Here is a 21,338-nt window from a genome sequence, read left to right on the forward strand (position 1 = left end):
CAGGTATCTCCTGGGCGTGCCGATGGGGCCGCTAAGCGCGTCGTTAGGTGCGGGAGGCGGCTCATGGTTGTCGTTCAGGACCCCGCGCCCGAGACGGACACTGTTGCAGGCGTTGAGGGAGTTCCTCGGCGGGTTGCGCGGACCGCACTGCATGCGTGGTGCGCCCGAAGGTGGCTCGACCGAGCGTCCTGGCTGGCACTGGCGGCAGGCCTGAACGTCATTTTGGTGTACTTCGCCCTGCCCGCCGGCGGCACGGCCCAGGCCGCCATCCAGGTAGGCCTATGCGCGGCATCCGCAGCGGCCACGGGCGTAGCCGCGGCGCGCACGCGAGGCCTGGCGCGGATGGTGTGGGCGTGGCACGCCGCTGCACTCACGTTCCTGACGATGGGTACCGGTTACCTGTACGTCTACCCGTTGGTGACGGGCCATCCGCTTGTTTTCCCATCGCCGGCGGACGCGCTGGTCCTGGTGATGTACCCGTGCATAGGCGTGGCGTTGTGGGCGCTGGCGAAACTCTCTCGAGGCGAGGATCACCGCGGTGACCTCCTCGATGTACTGATCATGGTGGCCGGGATCGGCGCACTGATGTGGGTCTCCGTACTTGGACCGGCGGTGCACGCGCGGGACCTTCCCCTGCTGGCGCACGTAGTGTCGGTGTCGTATCCAGTCGCTGATCTCATGCTGCTCGCGATGCTGGCGCGACTGCTGATCGGTTCCCGGCGCTCTGGGGCGATGCGGCTGCTTGCGGCCGCGTCCGGCTTGATGGCGGTTGCCGACACCCTGCTGGCGCTCCAACTGGCGTCTGATACGTCGAAACTCGGCATTCTCCTTGACTGTTTGTATCTGTTGAATTGTGCGTTCATGGTCGCCGCCGCGTTCCACCCGAGTGCGCGGACGTTCGCTCCGAGCGCTGCCACCGCCACGCACCGGCTGACCATGCCCCGGTTGGTGTTCCTCGGCGCGGCCCTGATGGCCTTCCCGATCCTGCTTGCAACCGGGCCTGACGACGTGGTGTTGATCGCGGCGCTGGCAGTGTCGACGTTCGTGGCGGTGTTGGCGCGGATGTCGCGGCTCAACCGGCGGCTGGACGGTGCCCGACGCAGTATTGAGGACAAGAGCGCTCAACTGCGTCACCAGGCGTTTCATGATGGACTGACTGGCCTGCCGAACCGCGCGCTGATCATGGACCGGCTGGGGCACCTGCTGGCCGGCAGCGGCCGGCCCGGCTCTGCCGGGGTGGCGGCCATGTTCATCGACCTGGACGGCTTCAAAGACGTCAACGACACGCTGGGCCACGAGGTCGGCGACAAGCTGCTCCAGTCGGTCGCCGGGCGGCTGCGCGGCAGCCTGCGTGACGGAGAAACGATCGGGCGCCTCGGCGGCGACGAGTTCGTCGTCCTGCTCGACGGAGTGACCGACCCATACGCTCTGGAGTCCATCGCGGAGCGGATCGTGGACGTCATCGGGCAACCGTTCGAAATCCAGGGATGGACCTCGCCGATCCGGGTCACCACGAGTATCGGCATCGCGGCAGGCCCGGCCGCCACACCCGACGAACTACTGCGCGACGCCGACATGGCGCTCTATGACGCCAAGGCAGCGGGAAAGAACTGCTACATCGTCTTCCAGCCCGAGACGCAGACGGCGGTTCAACGACGCCACCTGCTGGAACAGGATCTGCGTTCAGCGCTGCAGGCGGAGCAGTTCCAGTTGGTCTACCAGCCGATCTATCGGTTGAAGGAACTCGATATCGCTGGATTCGAGGCACTTCTGCGCTGGGAGCACCCCTCCCTCGGGCTCATCGAGCCGGCCGAGATGATCCCGTTGCTCGAATCCACCGGAAAGATCGCCGACGTGGGTCGCTGGGTGCTGCGTGAGGCCTGCGATCAGATGGCGATCTGGCGCGGCATCAATCGCGACCTGATCGTCTCGGTCACCATCTCGCACCGCCAGTTCGGCCGCGACGCGATCGTCGAGCACGTCCACGAAGCCCTGACCGCCAGCGGTCTCGCGCCGTCCGCGCTGACCCTGGACATCAGCGAAACCTCGCTGATGTGCGACATCGAGGCCTCGATTCGCCGTCTGCACCAGCTCAAGGCCCTCGGCGTCCAGATCGCGATCGACGATTTCGGCGTCGGCCACTCCAGCCTCGCCCACCTGCAGCGCCTACCGGTCGACAGACTCAAGATCGGTCGTGCGTTCACCGCCACCATCACCCTCCTGCCCGAGTCCGCCGCGCTCCTGCACATGCTGATCCAGCTCGGCAGACAACTGGGCCTCAAGACGCTCGCCAAAGGCGTGGAAACCGCGACCCAGATCGACCGCCTGCGCGCGGGAAACGTCGACGAGATTCAAGGCTTCCTGCTGACTCCACCGCTTGACCCCGACGACATAGAAGCGCTCCTACTCGACCATGATCCGCAAACGCTCGTGCCGTGACCACAGACGGGCGGTCTCGGCGCTGTGGTGGTGGGTCCTGACGGTATTTGGGGCCGCGATGCAGTGCTGACCTACCACCGTTCGGAGCGGGGGTAGCGCCTGACGGCGCCCCCGGCCGGCGGGCGCGTTCCGGCGCGGCTAGCCCGCGGCGGCGACGGCGCGGCCCCGGCCGGCGTCCTTGGCCCGGTAGAGGTTACAGTCGGCCTCCTCGATCAGGCGGTCGACGTCGCGGGCGGGGCCGACCGCCTGGCCCGCGCTGACGCCGACCCGCAGGCCGGGGGCGAGATCCTCCCAGTGGTGCAGGGCCACGGCCCGCACGATGCCGTCGGCCAGGACCGGGACGTCGTCGCCGGGCGGCAGGTCGATGAGCAGCACCATCTCGTCGCCGCCTCGGCGGATGGCCAGGTCGCCGGGGCGGGTGGCGGCCTGCAGCAGGGTGCCGACGGCCCGGAGGACCTCGTCGCCGACCAGGTGGCCGTAGGTGTCGTTGACCTGTTTGAAGTGGTCGACGTCGACCACCACGACGCCGAGGCGCTCCTGCGGGGCGCGGCGGCGGAGCCGGGCCAGGAGCGCGGTCTCGGCGTGGCGGTTGGCCAGGCCGGTCAGGGCGTCCACGTTGGCCTGGCGGGTCAGGCGCTCGCCCTGGCGGAGGACGCGAGCCGCGGCCAGCCGGGAACGCATCGCGCCGAGGACGGCCAGGCGGGACTGCCAGCGCTGGTCGGCGACGTGCCGGGCGTATCGGAGGGCGGTGCGGTCGCGGCAGTCCTGGGCGGCCAGGCACAGGGCCAGGGAGGTCAGGCTGGGCTTGGTGTCGTCGAGGAAGCCGGCGGCGCGGCCGGCCAGGCGGGCGGCGGACGGGACGTCGCCGTCGTCGTGGCAGGCGATCGCGGCGGCCAGCAGGAGGCAGGCGCGGTATCCCGGCCAGGTGCTCGGGGCGAGCTGGTCGTACAGGTCGGCGGGCACGTGACCGGGGCCGCCGGGCAGGTCGGTGCGGCCGGCCACCACGTCCAGGAAGCGTTCCAGGGCCAGCGCCTCGACCGCCCACATGGCCGGCAGGTCGGCGCGCTCGGACGGGGTGGGCCGGATCGACGTAGCGGCCACCCGGGCGGCCGGGTCGCGAAGGCCGACCTCGATCATGGCGCTGGACAGGGCGAGGGCGCTCTCCAGGCGGTTGATCACGAGCGCCCGGCGGGTGAACGACGGCACCGAGCGGGCCACCGGCGGCAGCGGAGCGGTCAGGGCGGCGGCGGCCCGGACGTACATCTCCTCCTCGATCTCCCACAGGCCGAGCCGGTGGAAGGCCTGGCCGCACTCGACGTAGACGACCGGCACCTCGAGCGCGCGCAGGCCCAGGGCGTCGTCCGCGAACTCCAGGGTGTCGTCGATCATCGCGACCGCCTGGGCCAGCAGCCCGCCGACGTCCTCGCCGAGGTCGTCGATGAACAGCGCCCGGGAGGCCAGGGCCAGGCCGATCAGGATCTCGTCGCCGCCGGCCTGGGCCGCGTTCAGCATCGCGTCGGCGCTCTGCCGGATCGCGCGGGCGCCGGAGTTCTGCAGGCAGCGGGCGATCAGCTGGCCGTGCAGGAGCATGACCCGGACCTCGGGCCACCCGGCCGAGCGGGCCTGCTCGGCGAGCCGGCCGAGCACCTCGGGCATCGGGCTGACCTGCATCTGCTCGACCAGGGCGTGGGCCATCACGCGGGCGGTCAGCCGGTCCCTCGGCAGCTCGGGGACCGTGGCAGAGGTCACCTCCTCATTCCTAGCAGATGTCCGGCGTTCACCGCCGGGCCATCGACTCTCGTGAACGTCCGGGGAACGATGAGACGGTCGTCGATCCGGGGGAGGACGTCCCGTGCAAAACCATGTCTCGCGTCGCGCGGTGCTGGCCGGCGCGACCGGTCTCGCCGTGACGGTGCCGGCCGCCGGCCCGGCGCTCGCGACCGCGTACGCCGGCTTCCGGGTGGTTCGCCAGAAGGCCGGGCTCCCGTCCGTCCCGGAGATCACGCTCCCGGCCGGCTACACCCTGATGACGGGTACGCAGTACCAGGCGGCCAGCCGCGCCGAGTACCTGTGCTTCGTCCAGGGCGAGGCCGACCCGGCCGGCATCCGCGTGTCGGTGCGCTGGCCCGACGTACCCGTCAAGGACGTGATCGCGGGCGAACGGCACCTCGCGCTCGAGCGCGAGGTGGACGACCGGTTCCGGGTGACGTTCACGCTGCCGGTGTACCGGGCCTCCGCGACCGCCGACTCCCCCACCGTGCAGGTGTGGAGCTACCTGGGCCAGCCCGCGAGCGGCCTGTACTGGCACGTCGAGCACAACGATCCGGACCGGGCGGCCGGCGTCTGGCCGACCGTGGCCTGGCCGTCCGGCGAGGTCATCGCGGTGCAGTCGTGGATGGCCGCGACCCGCGAGGTCCTGGTCGACTCGGGCCTGGTGGCCGAGGCGCAGCGGCGCAGCCACTTCTTCGCGCTGATGGGCTTCGAGACGAACAACCCGCTGCACCCGGACAACCCGCCGCACTGGCACATGTCCTACTACCCCGGCCCGACCATGGGCGCGGCGAAGGCGACGGTGCCGCACTACTGGGTCGACGCCCTCGGCCGCACCTTCTACAACGGGCAGGACGTGCAGGGCGGCGGCCGGACGCCGTACCGCGTGGACCAGCCGGCGCCGATCTACGACGCCGAGGGCGCCCTGGTCATCACGACCACCATCCGGGCCGGCGGCGGCCTCGACCTCGACCCGCCGAACGGCCCGGCCTACTCGATCATCGCGGCCGTCGGCCAGGACTTCACCGGCCGCCTGAAGATCCTCAAGGGCGGCCGGCCGTGGCGCTCGGTCGCCACCCGCGACAACGTCCGGCAGGGCAAGGCCCGGATGGACGTACGCGGGACGGACTTCCACTCGCGCACCGATTACACCTACGACCCGCTGACCGGGATCACCCGCTGACCCGGTAGCACCACTCTGACCTCGGTCGCCGGGACCAGCCGGGCCACCTCCGAGGCAAAGGCCAGCGGCTCCCGGTCCCCCTTGGTGATCATCAGGTCGCCGAGCCGGCCGCTGGTGAACGCGTAGTGGTGCGGGATCGCCACGCGCGGGCGCAGGATCGCGGTCAGCTCGGCGGCCTCGGTCGCGTTCATCACTACCTGCATGCCGCCGGCCGGCCGGACGCACAGCCCGTTGGTCGGCAGCAGCGCCAGGTCGAACGCGCCGAACCGCCCCGGCAGCTCCTTGAAGGCGGGAACGAGCAGCGAGTCGCCGCCGAAGAACACCGTCCGCCCGCCGCCCTGGATCACGTAGGTCACCTCGTGCACGCCGTGCCGGCCCGGGGTGGCGGTCACCGTGACGTTCCCGATCGTGGTCGAGGCCCAGGCCTCCAGCTCACGCACGTCCGTCCAGCCCCGTTCGCGGGCGCGCACGGCGACCGTGCCGGGCCCGATCACCGGGACGTCGCGAAGAGCCAGGAGCGCGTCCAGGTCGCAGTGGTCGTAGTGCTCGTGGGTGATCACGATGGCGTCCAGCGCGGGCAGGCCGGCCACGGACATCGCGAGCGGCTCACCCGGGTCGTAGGTCGGCGTCACGGTGAACCAGGGGTCGGTCAGCAGTGTGCGCCCGCCGATCTCCAGCAGGTGGCAGCTGTGCCCGACGCGGGTCACGGCCAGGCCGGTCATCGTTCGGCCCGCACGGCAGCCAGCAGCTCCTCGGGCGCCTCGAGCTGCGGCAGGTGCCCGGCGTCCTCGATCAGCGTGAACGTGGCGCCCGGGATCGCCGCCGCGTAGGCGCGGCCGTAGTCCGGCCCGGCGATCCCGTCCGCCGCGCCCCAGATCACCTTCACCGGCAGATCAAGATCGGCGAGCCGGTCACCCAGGGCAGGGTCCGACATCGTCATTCCGGTGTACGCGGCCAGCGCCGCGAAGTCCGGCCCCGGCTGGGCCGGGTTGGGCGGGACGCGTCCCGGGTCCTTCCAGGCCAGCGCCTGGACCTGAGCCGGGCTCAGCCCCGAGATGTCGGTGATCGGATGGTCGGGCACGTCCAGCCCGACCGCGTTGATCAGCACCGCGCCGCTGACCCGGGGGCTGCCCAGCAGTGCCAGCTCGGCCGCGACCCAGCCGCCGATCGAGTTGCCGGCCACCGTGACGTCCCAGACGTCCAGCCGGTCGAGCAGGTCGGCGTAGAGGGCGGCCAGCGCCGGGATCCCGGCCAGGCCGGCCGGCCGGTCGGTGCCCGCGAACCCGGGATGGGTCGGCATCAGCACCCGGGTGTTCAGGCGGGCCGCCAGCAGGTCGCCGAACCCGGTCACCGAGTGGGGTCCGGCGCCGCCGTGCAGCAGCAGGAACGGCTGGGTGCGGTCGCGGTCGAGCACGGTGAGAGGCGCCCGGCCGAGGTCGATCTGCTCGGCGGCGGGCCAGCGGAGGGCGGAAGGAGTTGTGGTCACGCCTCGATGATTAGGCGCTTTCCCGGCGTACGGGAGAGGATGGTTGATCGTGGGACTCTCACCACCACCCTCCGCGCGGCGGTCCGAGCTGGCCGACTTCCTGCGTACGCGACGGGCGGCGCTGCGGCCGGAAGACGTCGGGCTGACTCCGGGCGGCGGCCGGCGGCGTACCCCCGGACTGCGCCGGGAAGAGGTCGCTCAGCGCTCCGGCGTCGGCCTTTCCTGGTACACCTGGCTGGAGCAGGGCCGCGACGTCAGCCCGTCCGCGCAGGTCCTGCTGGCGCTGGCCCGGGCCCTGGAGCTGTCGCCGTCCGAACGCGCCCACCTGTTCCTGCTGGCCGGGGTGGCCCAGCCGGGGCCGGCCGAGGACACGTCGGTCGACGCCGAGACCGCGGCGCTGGTGCACGGGCTGCTGCCGCACATCGCGTTCGTTCTCGGGCCACGTTTCGACGTCCTCGCGCACAACGCGGCGGCCGAGCTGATCATGGCCGACCTGGTCCTCCAGCCGCGGCCCCACCTGTTGCGGTGGCTCTTCGCCGGCGACGGCTGGGACCGCCCCGGCTGGGAGAACACGGCCAGGGCGAACATCCTCGATTTCCGTACGGAGTTCGCCCAGCACCCCGGCGACCCGGCGTACGTCTCCCTGGTCGACGAACTGTCGGCGGAGAGCCCCCGGTTCCGCGACTGGTGGGCGGACCACGACGTCCAGGCGATGGAGCCGTCGGCCAAGCACATCGTCCACCGCGACCTGGGCCCGCTGCACCTGTTGTCGGCGCAGACCCGCCCCGCCCACGCCCCCTGGCTCCGCTTGCGCATCCTGGTCCCCGCCGACGACGGCACCCGGACCACGATCGCGAAGGCCCTTGACGCCTGAAGGGCAGGCCTTCGACCTTGCGTTTTCCGGCTCAACCTCAACCTGAGGTCGAGGGTCGAGCTCGGGTTGAGCTCGAGGGTCAAGTCCATCGATGGACGCCTATACTCCAGCGATGGGTAGGCTGTCGCGGTTGCTGGTGTCCGGTGTGCTCGTTCTGGCGGTCGTGATGGCCGCTCCGACGCCCGCCCGGGCCGGGACACCCGGTGACCATCCGGAGTTCCCGTACGCCCAGACGGCCTATGACGAACCACTGCGCGGGCAGTTCCACTTCAGCTCGCGCGGCGGGTGGATGAACGACCCCAACGGCTCGTTCTGGTACCGCGGGCAGTACCACCTCTTCTACCAGCACAACCCGCACGGGCTGGCCTGGGACACCATGCACTGGGGGCACGCCACCAGCCCCGACCTGGTGCACTGGACGCAGAAGCCGATCGCCCTGGAGCCGGGGGTGCACCCGGGCGACCTGTGGTCGGGCAACGGCGTCGTCGATCACGCCAACGTCACCGGGCTCAAGAGTGGCGACGACGATCCGATCCTGGTGTTCTCCGGCACCAACGGGGCGATCATCCACTACAGCCTGGACGGGGCGAAGACCTTCCAGACGTACGCCGGAGGCCGGAAGGTCGCCGTGCCGAACGGGACGAGCCGCGACCCGAAGGTCTTCTGGCACGCCGCCTCGCGACGCTGGGTGATGGTCATGTGGTCGGACGGCGGCGGCAACGGCGCCGACTTCTTCACCTCGACCGACCTGCTCACCTGGACGTGGCGCAGCCGCTACGCGGCCGGCTGGTTCTTCGAGTGCCCCGACATGTTCCCGCTGCCGATCGACGGCGACCCGGCCCGGCCGACCTGGGTCCTGACCGACGCCAGTGGCGAGTACGTCACCGGCGACTTCGACGGCACCACGTTCCGCCCGCGCACCGGCGTGCAGCGCATGGACTACGGCCGCAACGACGCCGGCGGCACGTTCTACGCCGGGCAGACGTTCACCGGCGACCCGCAGGGCCGCACGGTCCAGATGGTCTGGCAGCCGGCCTCCCGGGGCAGCGTCTGGAGCGGCAACCTGACGTTCCCGGCCGAGCTGCGGCTGCAGGGCACCACCTTGACGCGTACGCCGGTCGCGGAGATCGCCGGCCTCCGGTACGGGACGACCTCGGTGAGCGACCGTCTGCTCACCCCGGCCCAGCCGTACACCACCCCGGGTGGGGACGCCTACGAGGTCAGCGCGACCTTCGACACCACCGGCGCCACGGCCACGCGGTTCGGCCTGCGGCTGAGTGGCCGGGACGTCGCCTACGACCGCGCGGCCCAGACGCTCTACGGCGCTCCCCTCCCGGTTCCGGCGGGCGGCCGCGTCACGATCCGGGCCCTGGTCGACCGCGGCCAGCTCGAGGTGTTCGGCGGGCCGGTGTCGGTCAGCGACGTGGTCACCGGCTTCAACCCGGCGGCCGGGGTGAGCGCCTACGCCGAGGGCGGCGACGTACGCCTGGTGTCCCTGCGCTTCGACAAGCTGTCGTCCGCGTGGGGCCGCGGCGAGCCGACCCTGGACAGCACCCTGCCCGGCCCGTGGGCGGCCGACGGCGGCACCTGGACCGACGTGGCCGACGGCAAGCAGGGCACCGCCTCCGGCGACGGCTACTACCTGGCCGCGGCGCCGTCCGGCGACGGCACGTACGAGGCCGACCTGACCCTGCGTTCGGCGGCCGCCGCCGGCCTGACCTTCCGTGACCGCTACACGGCGACCATCGACGCCGGCGGCGTGGTCAAGCTGTGGCGCCCGGGGCGGGTGATCGCCACCGCCCCGGCCACCATCACCCGGGACCGCCCGTACCACCTGAAGGTCCGGGCCGAGGGCGCCCGCTTCCGCGTCTACCTGGACCACGGCACCACCCCGGTCATCGACGCGACCGACACGGCGTACACGTCGGGCAAAGCCGGCGCGAACGTCTTCGCCGGCGCCGCGGTCATCGACAACGTGCAGCTCAACGCGCCCGGCTTCCGCACCAACCTGGACGGCCCGTGGCAGCCCTCCGGCGGCGCCTGGACCACCGGCCCGGCCTACGTGCAGGGCCGTGGCGACGGCGACTCGTTCTACTACAGCGCCCGGACCGGAACGGACTTCACCTACGAGGCCGACCTGCGCACGGTCAACGGCACGGCCGGCGGCATCACGTTCCGCGACCGCTACACCGCCAACATCGACGTGAACGGCCTGGTCAAGCTGTGGCGCCCCGGCCGCGACGTGGCCGTCTACCCGACGCCGATCGTCCCCGGCCGCTGGTACCACCTGACCGTCACCGCGACCGGCGCCCGCTTCCGCGTGCTCCTCAACGGCCGCCAGGTGATCGACGCGACCGACGACGCGTACGCCACCGGGCGCTTCGGCCTGAACACGTACGCCGGCAGCGCGGCCTTCCAGAACGTCCGGGTCAGCTGATCTCGCCCAGGCGGCGTCTCAGGAACGCCCGTTCCGGCTCGTTGCCGGCGAGTTCCAGCGCCTGCCGGTAGGCGTCGGCCGCCTCCGCCGTGCGGCCCAGCCGGCGCAGCAGGTCGCCGCGGGCGGCGGGCAGCAGGTGATAGCCGGCCAGCCGCCGGTCCGCCGCCAAGGCGTCCATCAGCGCGAGCCCGGCCGCCGGACCGTCGACCATGGCGACCGCCACCGCCCGGTTGAGCTCGACCAGCGGCGAGGGCGCCACCGTCCGGAGGACGTCGTACAGGGCGACGATCTGGGGCCAGTCGGTGGTCGCGACGGTCGCCGCCTCGTCGTGCACCGCGGCGATGGCGGCCTGCAGCGCGTACGGACCGGGCCGGCCGCCGGTCAGCGCGCCGACCACGAGCCGGCGCCCCTCCTCGATCTTGCCGGCGTCCCACCGGGCGCGGTCCTGGTCGTCGAGCAGCACCAGGTCGCCGCGGATGTCCACCCGCGCCTCGCGACGGGCGTCGATGAGCAGCATCAGGGCGAGCAGGCCGGCCGTCTCCCGCTGCCGGGGAATCAGGCGATGCAGGATCCGGGCCAGCCGCACCGCCTCGTCGGCCAGCTCGGGGCGCATCAGCGCGGCACCGCCGGTCGCGGCGTACCCCTCGGTGAAGATCAGATAGATCACCCGGAGCACCGCCGGCAGCCGCATCGGCAGCTCGTGGGCCCGGGGCACACGGAACGGGATCCGCGCCTCACGGATCTTGCGCTTGGCGCGCACCAGCCGCTGGGCCATCGTGGCGTTCGGGGTGAGGAACGCGCGGGCGACCTCCGGCGTGGCGAGGCCACCGAGGCAGTTCAGCGTCAGCGCGGCCTGCGCCTCGAGCGTCAGCGACGGGTGGCAGCAGGCGAAGAAGAGGCGGAGCCGCTCGTCCGGCTCGTCCTCCGGATCACCCCAGCCCGGATCGGGCTCCGGCGCCGGCGGCTCGTACCGGTCCACCTCCACCTGCAACAGGGCCAGCTTCGCGGCCAGCACCTTGTCCCGCCGCAGCAGGTCGACCGCCCGGTGGCGGGCCGTGGTCAACAGCCACGCCGCCGGGCGGTCGGGCACACCGTCGCGGGGCCACCGCTGCAGCGCCGTGGCGACGGCGTCCGCGGCGACCTCCTCGGCCAGGTCCAGGTCACCGAGGGTACGGACGAGCGTGGCCAGCAGGCGCCCCCACTCCTCGCGGAAGACCGCCTCGACCGAGTCGGCCGCCGTACCCATCGGTGACTCCCTACCTCAGGAGAACTCCATGATCGGCCGAACTTCGACCGACCCGTACTTCGCGCCCGGGCATTTCGCCGCCCAGTCGATCGCCGCGTCGAGGTCGGGCACGTCGAGCAGGTAGTAGCCGCCGAGCACCTCCCGGGTCTCGGCGAACGGCCCGTCGGTGACCACCCGCTCGCCGTCCTTGAGCCGCACGGTGGTGGCCGTCTTGCTGTCCTGCAGCGCCTCGCCGCCCGGGCTGGCCCCGGCCTGGTTGATCGCGTTGCTGTACGCCCAGTACTCGTTCATCACCTGCTCGGCCTCGGCCGGGTCGGGCGCGGCGGTGGATTCCTCGCCGTAGATCAGCAACAGGTAACGCATGATGACTCCTCACGTCGGACGGCCGCCGATCGGCCACTTCCACCGTGTCGACGAACGGGTTCGGCGTTATCGACAGCTCCGGCAAGAAATTCTTTCTACCGGATCGCGGACCGGCGGTGGAGGGTGAAAACGCCGATAGCCAGCGCGAACACGGTCCAGGCGGCCACCACGCCGAGCGCCGGCCATGGCCCGATCGGCAGGGCGGCGGCGTCGACCGTGGTGGCGATGACCTGGACGGCGGTCGCCGGGGTCAGCCGGTAGAGGGCGCGCTGCCAGTCCGGGTCGGGAATCATCTGGAGCAGGATCGGCATCAGGTAGAGCAGGGCCAGGACGATGCCGACGGCCGCCGCGGAGCCGCGCACGGCCGCGCCCACGCCCAGGCCGAGCAGCCCGATCAGGATCAGGTAGAGGATCGACTCGGCGGCCGCCCGGAACAGCGGGCCGCTCGGCGGGAGGGTGAGCACGGCGATGCCGACGCCGAGCACGGCCACCGGGAGCACCCCGGCGGTGAGCAGGGTGGCCTTGGCCGCCAGCAGGTGTGTGCGGCGCGGGACGGCGAGCAGGCTCATCCGGATCAGGCCGGTGCCGTACTCCCCCGCGATCAGCTGCACGCCCGCGGCCGCCACCGCCGCCTGCCCGAGCCGGACGCCCAGGAGCCGGAGCTGAACCGGGTCGATCGCGTCGCCGCCGCCGAGCGCCGCGCCGGCCGCGGTGAGCCCGGCCGCGAGGAGCAGCGTCACGGCCAGGCCGGCCGGGGCGGTGCGCAACTTCACCCACTCGCCGCGCAGCGCGGCCGTCACGAGGCCTCCCGCCGGAGCCGCCGCGTTCCGGCGGCCACCGCGGCCACCGCGTACAGCGCCAGGACGGCCAGGCCGGCCCAGGGGGACAGCGGGTAGTAGCCGTCGAAGGTCGTCTGGGGAAGGGACAGTTGCGGGTAGGCGGGGATGCTCTGCTGGATCGCGAAGGCCGCCGCCGGGGTCAACCGGAGCAACCAGGCGCCCAGGTCAGGCGGCAGGACCGAGGTAACGGCCAGGATCGGCGGCGCGACCAGGAGGGCGGTCACCGCCACGACCGCGGGCACGGCCCGCCGGAGCAGAATGCCCATCCCGTACGCGAAGACGCCGGCCAGCGACAGCAACAGCGCCGTCCCCACGGCGACGCGCACGGTGGTCGGCCACGGCACGGGCAGGAGGATCACGCCGTTCGCGTGCAGGATCCGGGTCGTCACGGGCAGGGTCACCCCGACCGCCACCAGTCCCGCGATCAGCGACGCCAGCCAGGCCACCAGGGCCTTCACCCCGGCCACCCGCGCAGGGTGCGGCATCGCGACCAGCGTGGTGGCGATCATCCGGTGCCGGAACTCGGCCGTACCCCACAGCACCGCCACCACGATGAGCGGCAGCAGGCCGAGGAACACGCCGGTCAGGATGCGTTCCACCGCCACGCCGTCGGTCAGCGGGGCGATGTCACCGGACCCGGACACGGTGATCACCCCGCCGGACTCGGTGTGCCCGGGCGGGTGGGTCTGCTCCCAGCCGGTGCGGTAGTCGCCATAGCCGACGAGCGTGTCGTTCCAGCCGGACGCGGGGCTGACCTGGGAGAACTCGGCGGTCGACTGGGTGAACCGGACCGCCACGGCGTGCCCGCCCTGCGGCTTCTCGTCGACCGTGAGGCCGCCCGGCGACGTGACGAACAAGCCGATCCGCACCGCGGCGGGCAGCCCGTCGAGGCGTACCGTGTCGATCTTCTGCCAGGTCGTGCCGTCGGCCGAGACATAGCCGGTGATGTTGTCGCCGGACCGGCTGAGGCGGAGCCAGGCCTCCTTGGCCGAGGCGAAGCCCGGTGCGGCCTGGTCGTGGGTGAAGGCCGACTGCATGCGTACGCCGTGAGCGCCGGTGAGCAGGACGGCGGCGTAGTCGGCGCCCGGCCCGGTCCCGTTCTTGACGATGAGGCCGGCCTTCGACCACGGCAGGATCCCCGGCACGATCTGGTCGTGGTTCGGCGGCGGATAGGTGATCGTGCTGGTCAGGGCGCCCACCTTCGCGGTGATCGAGCCGTTGCCGTCGAGCGCCTGGTTCGTGAACGCGAACTTGTCGTCGACCCCCAGACCCGCCGCGTTGGTCGGCGGCGGCGGACAGGCGACCTCACGATTGCCGGCCATGCAGGACATGCTGGTTCCGCTCGCGAACAGGCAGCCGAGCGCCACGACGAGCAGCGCCGCCGCCACCAGACCGGCGAGCCAGCCCGGCACGGTCCGAAGCTTGATCCATTCGGCGCGGAGCATCATCGGATACCGCCCACGCCGTCGGTCAGCGACAGGTAGGCCGTCTCCAGCGACGAATACTTACCAACTAGTTGGTCGGTAGCGGCGGAGACGATCACGCGGCCCCGGCCGACCACCACCACGTGTCCGGCCACGTCCTGCAGCTCGCTCATCAGGTGGCTGGAGACCAGCACCGCACGCCCCTCGGCGGCCAGGTCGCGCAGCAGCCCGCGCATCCACACGATCCCGGTCGGGTCGAGTCCGTTGAACGGCTCGTCGAGCAGCAGCACCGGCGGGTCGCCGAGCAGCGCGGCCGCCACCCCGAGCCGCTGCCGCATCCCCAGCGAGTAGCCACCGGCCGCACGCCGGCCGACGTCGGCGAGCCCGGTCAGGGCCAGCACCTCGTCGACCCGGCCGACCGGCAGGTCCTGCGAGGCGGCCAGCCACCTCAGATGGTTGCGCCCGGATCGGGCGGGGTGCAGCGCGTGCGGGTCGAGCAGCGCCCCGGCGTGCCGCATCGGCCTGGTCAGCTGGGCATAGCGACGCCCGCCGATGGTGGCGGTCCCGGCGTCGGGCCGGTCCAGCCCGACGATCATCCGCAGGGTGGTCGACTTGCCGGCGCCGTTCGGCCCGACGAAACCCGTGACGTGACCGGGCCGTACGGCGAACGTCATCCCGTCCAGGGCGATCGCCGGGCCGAACCGCTTGCGCAGTCCGTCGACTTCGATGGTGGCTGTCATGCCGATGGTTCTACGGAGCCGCCCCTAACCCGGGCGCCACAGCAACCGTCATGCCGCTGTTACCCGGCGCTCCGGCGCGCAGCGCCGCAGGGTGGCCATTTCCACACGTGGAGCGCAGCGACCCTCGGCGGGAGCGACGGTCAGCACCACCCACTCAGGTGCGACCTCAAGCTCTTGAATCTTTGATGGCATCCTGTACCGCGACCCTGGGGAGGAAACCGGATGTTCGGCTCTCAGGCGCTGGAGACCGCGGTCTGGCGCTGTTGTTCTTCGTTCTGTCCTCGTTGGCGTCGGCCCTGGTCGAAGGGCTGTCGCGGCTGATGGGCAAGCGCGCCAAAGACCTGGAGGCGACCATCGGGCAGATGCTCGGCGACCCGCGCAACGCGATCGCCGACCAGCAGCGGGCGCTGGAGCTGTTCAAGGACACGGCGATCTACAGCTCGGCGCGGGCGGCGGCCGGGCACGGGGCCTGGTTCCTGACCGAGCGGGCCCGGCCGGCCTACCTGTCGGCACGCTCGTTCGCCGACGCGATCACCGAGCTGGGCGCGTTGTCGGCGCCGACCGGGCTGCGTGGGCTGGACAAACGCGTCGAGGCGCTCGTCGCCGAGTCGGGCGCCCGGGTGGTCGAGGTCAAGGCCGGGCTGGAGAGCTGGTTCGACGAGACGATGAGCCGGCTGGGTGAGGCGTACAAGCGGTGGAGCACCGGGGTGCTGCTGGTGGTCGGACTCGGGATCGCCGTGCTGGGCAACGTGTCCACCATCCACGTGACGCAGGCGCTGTGGCAGGCGCCGGTGCTGCGCGAGGCGACCCTGAACGCGGCGCAGCAGGCCGCCGCCGGGTCCACGGGCACTTCTCTCGAGGAGAACGTGCGCTCGGTTCAGGAGCTGGGGGCGCTCGGGCTGCCGATCGGGTGGACAAACGTCACCGACTGGAGCAGCGCCGCCTGGCTGTGGCCGCACATCGGCGGCTGGCTGATCACCGCGCTGCTGCTGATGCTGGGGGCGCCGTTCTGGTTCGACACGCTGTCCAAGCTGGTGGCGCTGCGCAGTTCGGGGGCACGCCCGCCGCTGGCCACCAAGGACGGGGCCTCGGCGACCACCCAGGCCGCGACGTCGGTCACGCCGGACACCGTGGTGGAACGGAAGATCAGCGGACCCTGATCTCGGCCACCTCGACCGGCCGGCGGCCCGCGTTCCAGCGGAACGCGACAGTCCCGCCGGCCGTGCTGATCGGCACCGCCACCCGCTGGAAACGGTCGTCGAGTGACACCCCCCGCTCCCCCAGCGCCGCGCCCGACCGCGGGTCGACGATGTCCACCCGGGCGGCGGCCTCACCCTCGGAGCGCATCACGAACTCGACCGTGTACGCGCCGGGCGGCAGCGTGGGGGTCTGGTCCGGTTCGAACGTGGCCAGGCTGCCCGCACCCAGCGCGAGCGCGTTCACAGCGAGCGACTCGATGTTCATCAGCGTCCCGCCCGGCTCCACCGACGACGTCCAGCCGAGCAGCCGCCCGGTGCCGGTCTCGCGCTGCTGCCGGCGGATGATCAGGTCGCGCAAGGACACCGAGTGCAGGATCAGCTCCGGCCGGTCCACCACGGTCAGCAGCTGCTCGACCAGGATCTTGACCAGCCCGACGTGGTAGTTCTCGCGCAGCGCCGGATAGTCGTAGAGCCGGGTGGCCGGATTGACGGTCGCGCGGATCTTGCCGAGCTTCTTGAGCGCCCGCTCGTGGTGGCCGGCGGCCAGGTAGTAGAGGCCGTCCAGCATCAGCCGGTCGGGCTGGTCGGAGCGGATCGGCGGGCGGACCCGGTCGTGCGGCGTCCAGTTCAGGTCGCCGGACAACACCCGCCACCGGACGTGGCCGCCGTCATCGTCCAGGCCATCGGGTTCGGGGCAGCCGTACGCCCGCGCCATGTGCCGGGCCAGCCAGTTGTCGTCGAACCAGAACTGGTGGAACGGCCGCTGCGTCTGCTCGCCCCCGGCCCCACGCCCGTTGTGCTCGTGGAACGCGAACTTCCCGCCGGCCAGCAGATGTCCGTTCTTGTCCCGGGCCGTGTAGCGGGCGTCCGGGGCGGCGGCCAGCCGGACCAGCGACGGCTTGTCCGGCTTGTGCGGGCCGGCCGAACGCAGGACGCTCCAGCCCGGGGTCAGATAGTCGGAGTAGTAGTTCGGCCCGTACGTGAGGCCGGTCAGGTCACGCCACATCCCCTCGGATGAGTACGCGTACCCGACCGCCCCCGCTCCGTACGGATGGTCGGCGCCGTACCGGAAGGTCAGAGCGCGCCCGTGATCTCCGCGACGTCGGCCTGAGCCAGCTTGATGCTCGCCGCCGCCACGTTCTCCTCCAGGTGGCCCACCGAGCCGGTGCCCGGGATCGGCAGGATCGCCGGGGACCGGGCCAGCAGCCAGGCCAGCACGATCTGGTGCGGGGTCGCGCCGTGTTCCTGCGCCAGCCGCTGCACGGTCGCGTTGCCCTGGTGGTCCTGGATCGGGGCCCACGGCAGGAACGTGATCCGCTCCTGCTCACACAGATCGACCAAGGTCTCCGAATGCCGGTCGTCGATGTTGTAACGGTTCTGGATCGACACGATCGGGGTCAGCGACTGCGCGAGCCGCAACTGCTGCTCGTCGAAGTTCGAGACACCGATGTGCCGGATCTTGCCCTCGTTCTTCAGCTCGATGATCGCGCCCAGCGAGTCCTCGATCGGCACGCTCGGGTCGGGCCGGTGGAACTGGTACAGCGGAATCTGCTCCAGCCGCAGCTTCCGCAGGCTGCCCTCGGCCGCCTGGCGCAGGTGCTCCGGCCGCCCGTTGACCGGCCACTGCCCCGGCCCGGTGCGCGTCAGCCCGCCCTTGGTTGCAATGACCAGATCTTCCGGGTACGGGTAAAGCGCCTCCGCGATCAGCTCTTCGCTCACATCCGGCCCGTACGAGTCGGCGGTGTCGATGAAGTTGACCCCGAGCTCGACCACCCGGCGAAGCACCGCCTTGGCGTCGTCCCGGTTCTTCGGCTCACCCCAGATGCCGTCACCGGTGATCCGCATCGCCCCGAAACCGAGACGGTTGACCGTGAGGTCACCGCCGACATCGGTCGTGCCCGCGGCACCGGCCTGCTGTGTGCTCACCCCGAACTCCCTCACATCGTCAGCTCAGCTCACCACCCAACCTACGCCGGTTCCCTCGGCGCCTCAGCGTGAGCAAGCACCCATCATCCGCGGCCTGGGACCGGCATAACTGCCGTTCGGGGCGCTTTCGCGATCGAACTGCGCCCGGCGGGACACCGCTGCCGGCGGTCTGACCGAGCTCGTTCTGAGCGGCGGAGCGCCGTCGCCTCCCGGCCCGGCAGGGCGGCCGCCTGTGGACAACGCCAGAGAACGTCACATTCGCGCGCTACATTCTCCGCCCACCCATAGGGGTGGGGGTGGCGGTGGCGCGCGCGTGCGATTTCGCAAGATCAGCTTTGGTCGGCGCGCGGAAGGGCGGGTGCCCTGCAGCCGGCGCCGCCTGCAGGGGGTCAAGGCGGGCAGGCCGGACCGACCACCGATCTGGACCGTTCCGGGGCGTTGTTGCCCCGCACGTGCACGATCTCGCGGACCTGGTGGGAGCCCGGCGGCGGAGACGGGTCGACCGGGCCGGACGCGACCGGGCGGGCGGAGACCCGGGTCAGCGACAGCTGATGAAGCGCGGTGCCTCACGAGGCTTAGGTGGGGCGGGAGTCGGTGGGATCGCGCGGGAGGGTGAGTGGGCACGGGCGTGGAGGCGTAGCGGAGCGAGCCGACCCTCGGGAGCTGCGGTCCGCACCACCCACCCGGCTACGACCTCACGATCTTGATCTTGAAGGTCAGTGGCAGGCGCCGGTGCCGGAGTCGGTATAGGTCTGGCCGGCCACCGGGATGAACTGCCAGTCGTAGGACGTGCTGTGCAGGGTGAGTTTGAGGACGCCGTAGGTGGAGCTGTTGCGGGCCTCGCTGTGGGGTTGGATCGTGCCGAAGGAGTAGTGGCCGGCGCCGCCCATGCCGGCTACCCAGGTGCGGAGGCCACGGGTGGTGTCGACGGCGCCGGACGGGTTCGTGGGGGCGAAGCGTTCGTACTGGTGGTTGTGGCCCCAGATGGCGACGTCGGCGTTGTTGTCGTAGAGGGCCTGGTAGAGCGGGCGCGTCGAGGTGGATGGGGCGTGGTTGGCGCCGCTGGTGAAGAGCGGGTGGTGCCAGTACGCCAGGGTGCACGGTTTGGTGCTGGCGGCCAGGTCGGAGCGCAGCCACTGGGTCTGTGCCGAGGTGGCGGTCATGCTGATGTTGGAGTTCAGCGCGACGATGTGCCAGTTGCCCAGGTCGTACGAGTAGTAGCCGCGACCGCTCGGGCCGGCCCGGGCGCCGAAGTACGTGTAGTAGCCGGTCGCGCCGGAGGTGTTGTAGTCGTGGTTGCCCGGCGACGGGTAGGTGCGGGACAGGTGCCGTCCCCAGGTCGGCGCGTAGTAGGTCGAGAACTCGGACGCCGTGCCGTTCTCGTACACGTTGTCGCCGGTGGTGAAGACCGTGCCGTCGATGCCGTCGAGGAGGGTGGCGGTCGCGCTGTCGCCGGAGCCCGAGTCGGCGATGTCGCCCGCGCCGACCAGGACCGGGTCGGCCGACGGTTCGGTGGCGCCGGTGGTGACGACCAGCTGGGGGCCGGTGGCGCCGCTCTCCCGGGTGTCGAAGTAGGCGCCGTCCGAGTTCGACGACGTACCGGCGAAGCCGAACGTGCCGTTGCCGGTGACCACCGAGGTGACGTCGACCTCGTACCAGCCGCTCGCGCTGACCGAACCGATCGAGCCGAGCGCGCCGCCGTCGATGGCCGGCTGGTTGGCCCACGTGGTGCCGGTCTCCGACCAGGTGGTGTTCGACGCCGCCGACCAGGTGCCGCCGCTCGGACTGCCGCTGTTGCCGCTGATCGTGTGCAGCCGCAGCCGGGCCGAAGTGATCGTGCCGCTGACTCCGCTCACGGTGAACCGCAGGAACGTGCGCCGGACCGGTGAGTTGTCCACGACCACCTGGGCCGAGGTGCCGTAGTTGGTGCCGGCCGTGTCGTTCTGCACGTACGTGTCGGCGACAGCACTGAAGGTCGAGGTGGCGGCGGAGGCGGGCGACGCGGCCGTGACCGTGAACGCGGTCGCGGCCAGCAGGAGGGCAAGAACGGCGCGGCGGGCTCGCATGTCTCAGCAATTTACGCAAGTCGATGGACGGTCGCACGGCCGCTGAGTGAACAATTCGTGAGTTCCGTTGTGCGGCAACGGATCCACCACCGACGATGGCAGTTGTGTACCTGTCCACCGTGTCCCGGTCGCCCGTAGGCAAGGGGGCGGTCGTCGGCGGCAACGTTCTCGCGCTGGGAACGGTCAGCCTGATCACCGACGTCTCCAGCGAGATGATCACCGCGATCCTGCCCGTCTACCTGGTGGTCGGCCTGCATCTGAGCCCGCTGGCGTTCGGGGTGCTGGACGGCGTCCACACCGGCGCGACCGCGGTGCTGCGGCTGGCCGGCGGGTTCGTCGCCGACCGGGTGCGGGCGCGCAAACTGGTCGCCGGGTTCGGCTACGGGCTGTCGGCCGTCATGAAGCTCGGCCTGCTGGTGGCGGGCCGGTCGGTGGGCGCGCTGGGCGTGGTGATCGCGGCCGATCGGCTGGGCAAAGGATTGCGTACGGCGCCCCGCGACGCGTTGATCAGCCTGTCGGTGCCGCCCTCGCAGCTCGGGCGGGCCTTCGGCGTGCACCGGATGATGGACAGTGCCGGGGCGTTCCTCGGGCCGCTGGTGGCGCTCGGAGTGTTGTTCTCGGCGGGCGGAACGTCGTACGACGCGGTGTTCGTCACGAGCTTCTGCGTGGCGGTGTTCGGCGTGGTCGTGCTCGTGCTGTTCGTCCGCGAGCACCAGGCCGTCGTGCCCGCCCGGTCGGTCAAGCTCGCCGAGGCCGCGGGATTGCTGCGGGAACCGCGGGTACGCCGGTTGCTGGTGGCCGCCGGCCTGCTCGGGCTGGCCACGATCGGGGACGGGTTCGTCTACCTGCTGCTCCAGCGCGGCAGCGACCTGTCGGTGCGCTGGTTCCCGCTGCTGGCCGTCGGGACCAGCCTCGCCTATCTACTGCTGGCGGCGCCGCTGGGCCGGCTCGCGGACCGGGTCGGACGGCTCCGCGTGGTGGTCGGTGGGTATCTCGCGCTGGCCGTGATCTAACTGCTGCTGGCCGGGTCCGGCGGCGGCTGGGTGCGGCTCGGGGTGGTGCTGGCCGGGTACGGGCTGTTCTACGCGGCCACCGATGGGGTGGTGATGGCGCTCGCGGGGGCGATCATGCCCGAGCGGGTGCGGACCACGGGGCTGGCGCTGGTGCAGACCGGGCAGGCGCTGGCCTACCTGGTGTCGTCGGTGCTGTTCGGGGCGGCGTGGCAGCTTTGGGGGCCCGATGTCGCGATCCGCGCCGCGGCGGTGCTGGCCCTGGTGGCGGTGGCCGGGACGGTCGCGCTGACGCGTATGGGTGCGCAGAGCGGCAAGGCCGACCAGTGAGCACGC

At 71.7% G+C, this 21,338-nt stretch carries 18 protein-coding genes; 7 read left to right on the forward strand and 11 right to left on the reverse strand.

Annotation, left to right across the window (positions count from 1 at the left end; translation table 11 throughout):
* Positions 1-225 precede the first annotated feature (225 nt).
* A complete protein-coding gene (locus AB0O15_RS22010; RefSeq protein WP_364321360.1) occupies positions 226-2,439 on the forward strand; it encodes an EAL domain-containing protein in 2,214 nt (737 codons plus the stop codon).
* Between the two features lie 138 nt (positions 2,440-2,577).
* Here the strand turns inward: AB0O15_RS22010 and AB0O15_RS22015 are convergent, their stop codons facing one another.
* Positions 2,578-4,188: a GGDEF domain-containing protein gene (locus AB0O15_RS22015; protein ID WP_364321363.1), complete on the reverse strand. Its 1,611-nt coding sequence runs from the start codon at positions 4,186-4,188 to the stop codon at positions 2,578-2,580.
* A gap of 103 nt (positions 4,189-4,291) precedes the next feature.
* Between AB0O15_RS22015 and AB0O15_RS22020 the strand changes: the two genes are divergently transcribed.
* The gene (locus AB0O15_RS22020) at positions 4,292-5,392 is read left to right on the forward strand and encodes a hypothetical protein (RefSeq protein WP_364321366.1); all 1,101 of its coding nucleotides are present in this window, start codon (positions 4,292-4,294) and stop codon (positions 5,390-5,392) included.
* Here AB0O15_RS22020 and AB0O15_RS22025 read toward each other — a convergent pair.
* Both AB0O15_RS22025 and AB0O15_RS22030 read right to left on the reverse strand, forming a co-directional pair.
* A complete protein-coding gene (locus AB0O15_RS22025; RefSeq protein WP_364321369.1) occupies positions 5,362-6,114 on the reverse strand; it encodes an MBL fold metallo-hydrolase in 753 nt (250 codons plus the stop codon). The genes AB0O15_RS22020 and AB0O15_RS22025 overlap by 31 nt on opposite strands.
* Entirely contained in the window at positions 6,111-6,878 is a 768-nt protein-coding gene (locus AB0O15_RS22030) for an alpha/beta hydrolase (protein WP_364321372.1), read from the reverse strand. The genes AB0O15_RS22025 and AB0O15_RS22030 overlap by 4 nt, the downstream gene beginning before the upstream one ends.
* Before the next feature lie 49 nt (positions 6,879-6,927).
* On the opposite strand from AB0O15_RS22030, the gene AB0O15_RS22035 reads away from it, so the two are divergent.
* Together AB0O15_RS22035 and AB0O15_RS22040 are read left to right on the forward strand one after the other, a co-directional pair.
* A complete protein-coding gene (locus AB0O15_RS22035; RefSeq protein WP_364321375.1) occupies positions 6,928-7,752 on the forward strand; it encodes a helix-turn-helix transcriptional regulator in 825 nt (274 codons plus the stop codon).
* Between the two features lie 112 nt (positions 7,753-7,864).
* Entirely contained in the window at positions 7,865-10,189 is a 2,325-nt protein-coding gene (locus AB0O15_RS22040; RefSeq protein ID WP_364321378.1) for a family 16 glycoside hydrolase, read from the forward strand.
* Here AB0O15_RS22040 and AB0O15_RS22045 read toward each other — a convergent pair.
* The 5 genes from AB0O15_RS22045 to AB0O15_RS22065 all read right to left on the reverse strand — a co-directional run bounded on the left by AB0O15_RS22045 (position 10,182) and on the right by AB0O15_RS22065 (position 14,801).
* On the reverse strand, positions 10,182-11,435 hold the full coding sequence (locus tag AB0O15_RS22045; protein WP_364321381.1) for an RNA polymerase sigma factor: 1,254 nt from the start codon (positions 11,433-11,435) through the stop codon (positions 10,182-10,184). The genes AB0O15_RS22040 and AB0O15_RS22045 overlap by 8 nt on opposite strands.
* A gap of 15 nt (positions 11,436-11,450) precedes the next feature.
* Complete coding sequence (locus tag AB0O15_RS22050) at positions 11,451-11,798, reverse strand: YciI family protein (RefSeq protein WP_364321384.1); 348 nt, start codon at positions 11,796-11,798, stop codon at positions 11,451-11,453.
* A 95-nt stretch (positions 11,799-11,893) separates the two neighbouring features.
* The gene (locus AB0O15_RS22055; protein ID WP_364321386.1) at positions 11,894-12,598 is read right to left on the reverse strand and encodes an ABC transporter permease; all 705 of its coding nucleotides are present in this window, start codon (positions 12,596-12,598) and stop codon (positions 11,894-11,896) included.
* A complete protein-coding gene (locus AB0O15_RS22060; RefSeq protein ID WP_364321389.1) occupies positions 12,595-14,049 on the reverse strand; it encodes a hypothetical protein in 1,455 nt (484 codons plus the stop codon). Before AB0O15_RS22060 ends, AB0O15_RS22055 begins: the two co-directional genes overlap by 4 nt.
* Before the next feature lie 32 nt (positions 14,050-14,081).
* On the reverse strand, positions 14,082-14,801 hold the full coding sequence (locus AB0O15_RS22065; RefSeq protein WP_364321392.1) for an ATP-binding cassette domain-containing protein: 720 nt from the start codon (positions 14,799-14,801) through the stop codon (positions 14,082-14,084).
* 263 nt (positions 14,802-15,064) lie between these two features.
* Between AB0O15_RS22065 and AB0O15_RS22070 the strand changes: the two genes are divergently transcribed.
* Positions 15,065-15,961 (forward strand): hypothetical protein, encoded by an 897-nt coding sequence (locus tag AB0O15_RS22070; RefSeq protein WP_364321395.1) that lies wholly within the window; start codon positions 15,065-15,067, stop codon positions 15,959-15,961.
* Here AB0O15_RS22070 and AB0O15_RS22075 read toward each other — a convergent pair.
* From AB0O15_RS22075 to AB0O15_RS22085, 3 genes are all read right to left on the reverse strand, one after another.
* The gene (locus AB0O15_RS22075; RefSeq protein WP_364321398.1) at positions 15,948-17,006 is read right to left on the reverse strand and encodes a hypothetical protein; all 1,059 of its coding nucleotides are present in this window, start codon (positions 17,004-17,006) and stop codon (positions 15,948-15,950) included. The two genes, AB0O15_RS22070 and AB0O15_RS22075, sit on opposite strands and share 14 nt — an antisense overlap.
* A 68-nt stretch (positions 17,007-17,074) precedes the next feature.
* A complete protein-coding gene (locus AB0O15_RS22080; RefSeq protein WP_364321401.1) occupies positions 17,075-17,926 on the reverse strand; it encodes an aldo/keto reductase in 852 nt (283 codons plus the stop codon).
* A gap of 716 nt (positions 17,927-18,642) precedes the next feature.
* Positions 18,643-19,992, reverse strand: coding sequence for a DNRLRE domain-containing protein (locus AB0O15_RS22085; RefSeq protein WP_364321404.1), 1,350 nt, complete (start codon positions 19,990-19,992; stop codon positions 18,643-18,645).
* 95 nt (positions 19,993-20,087) lie between these two features.
* On the opposite strand from AB0O15_RS22085, the gene AB0O15_RS22090 reads away from it, so the two are divergent.
* Both AB0O15_RS22090 and AB0O15_RS22095 read left to right on the forward strand, forming a co-directional pair.
* Positions 20,088-21,005, forward strand: coding sequence for an MFS transporter (locus tag AB0O15_RS22090; RefSeq protein WP_364321407.1), 918 nt, complete (start codon positions 20,088-20,090; stop codon positions 21,003-21,005).
* Positions 21,006-21,035: 30 nt separating this feature from the next.
* Complete coding sequence (locus tag AB0O15_RS22095) at positions 21,036-21,332, forward strand: hypothetical protein (protein ID WP_364321410.1); 297 nt, start codon at positions 21,036-21,038, stop codon at positions 21,330-21,332.
* The last annotated feature ends 6 nt before the right edge of the window (positions 21,333-21,338 follow it).

Source organism: Actinoplanes sp. NPDC089786 (assembly GCF_040684855.1).
Lineage (GTDB): Bacteria > Actinomycetota > Actinomycetes > Mycobacteriales > Micromonosporaceae > Actinoplanes.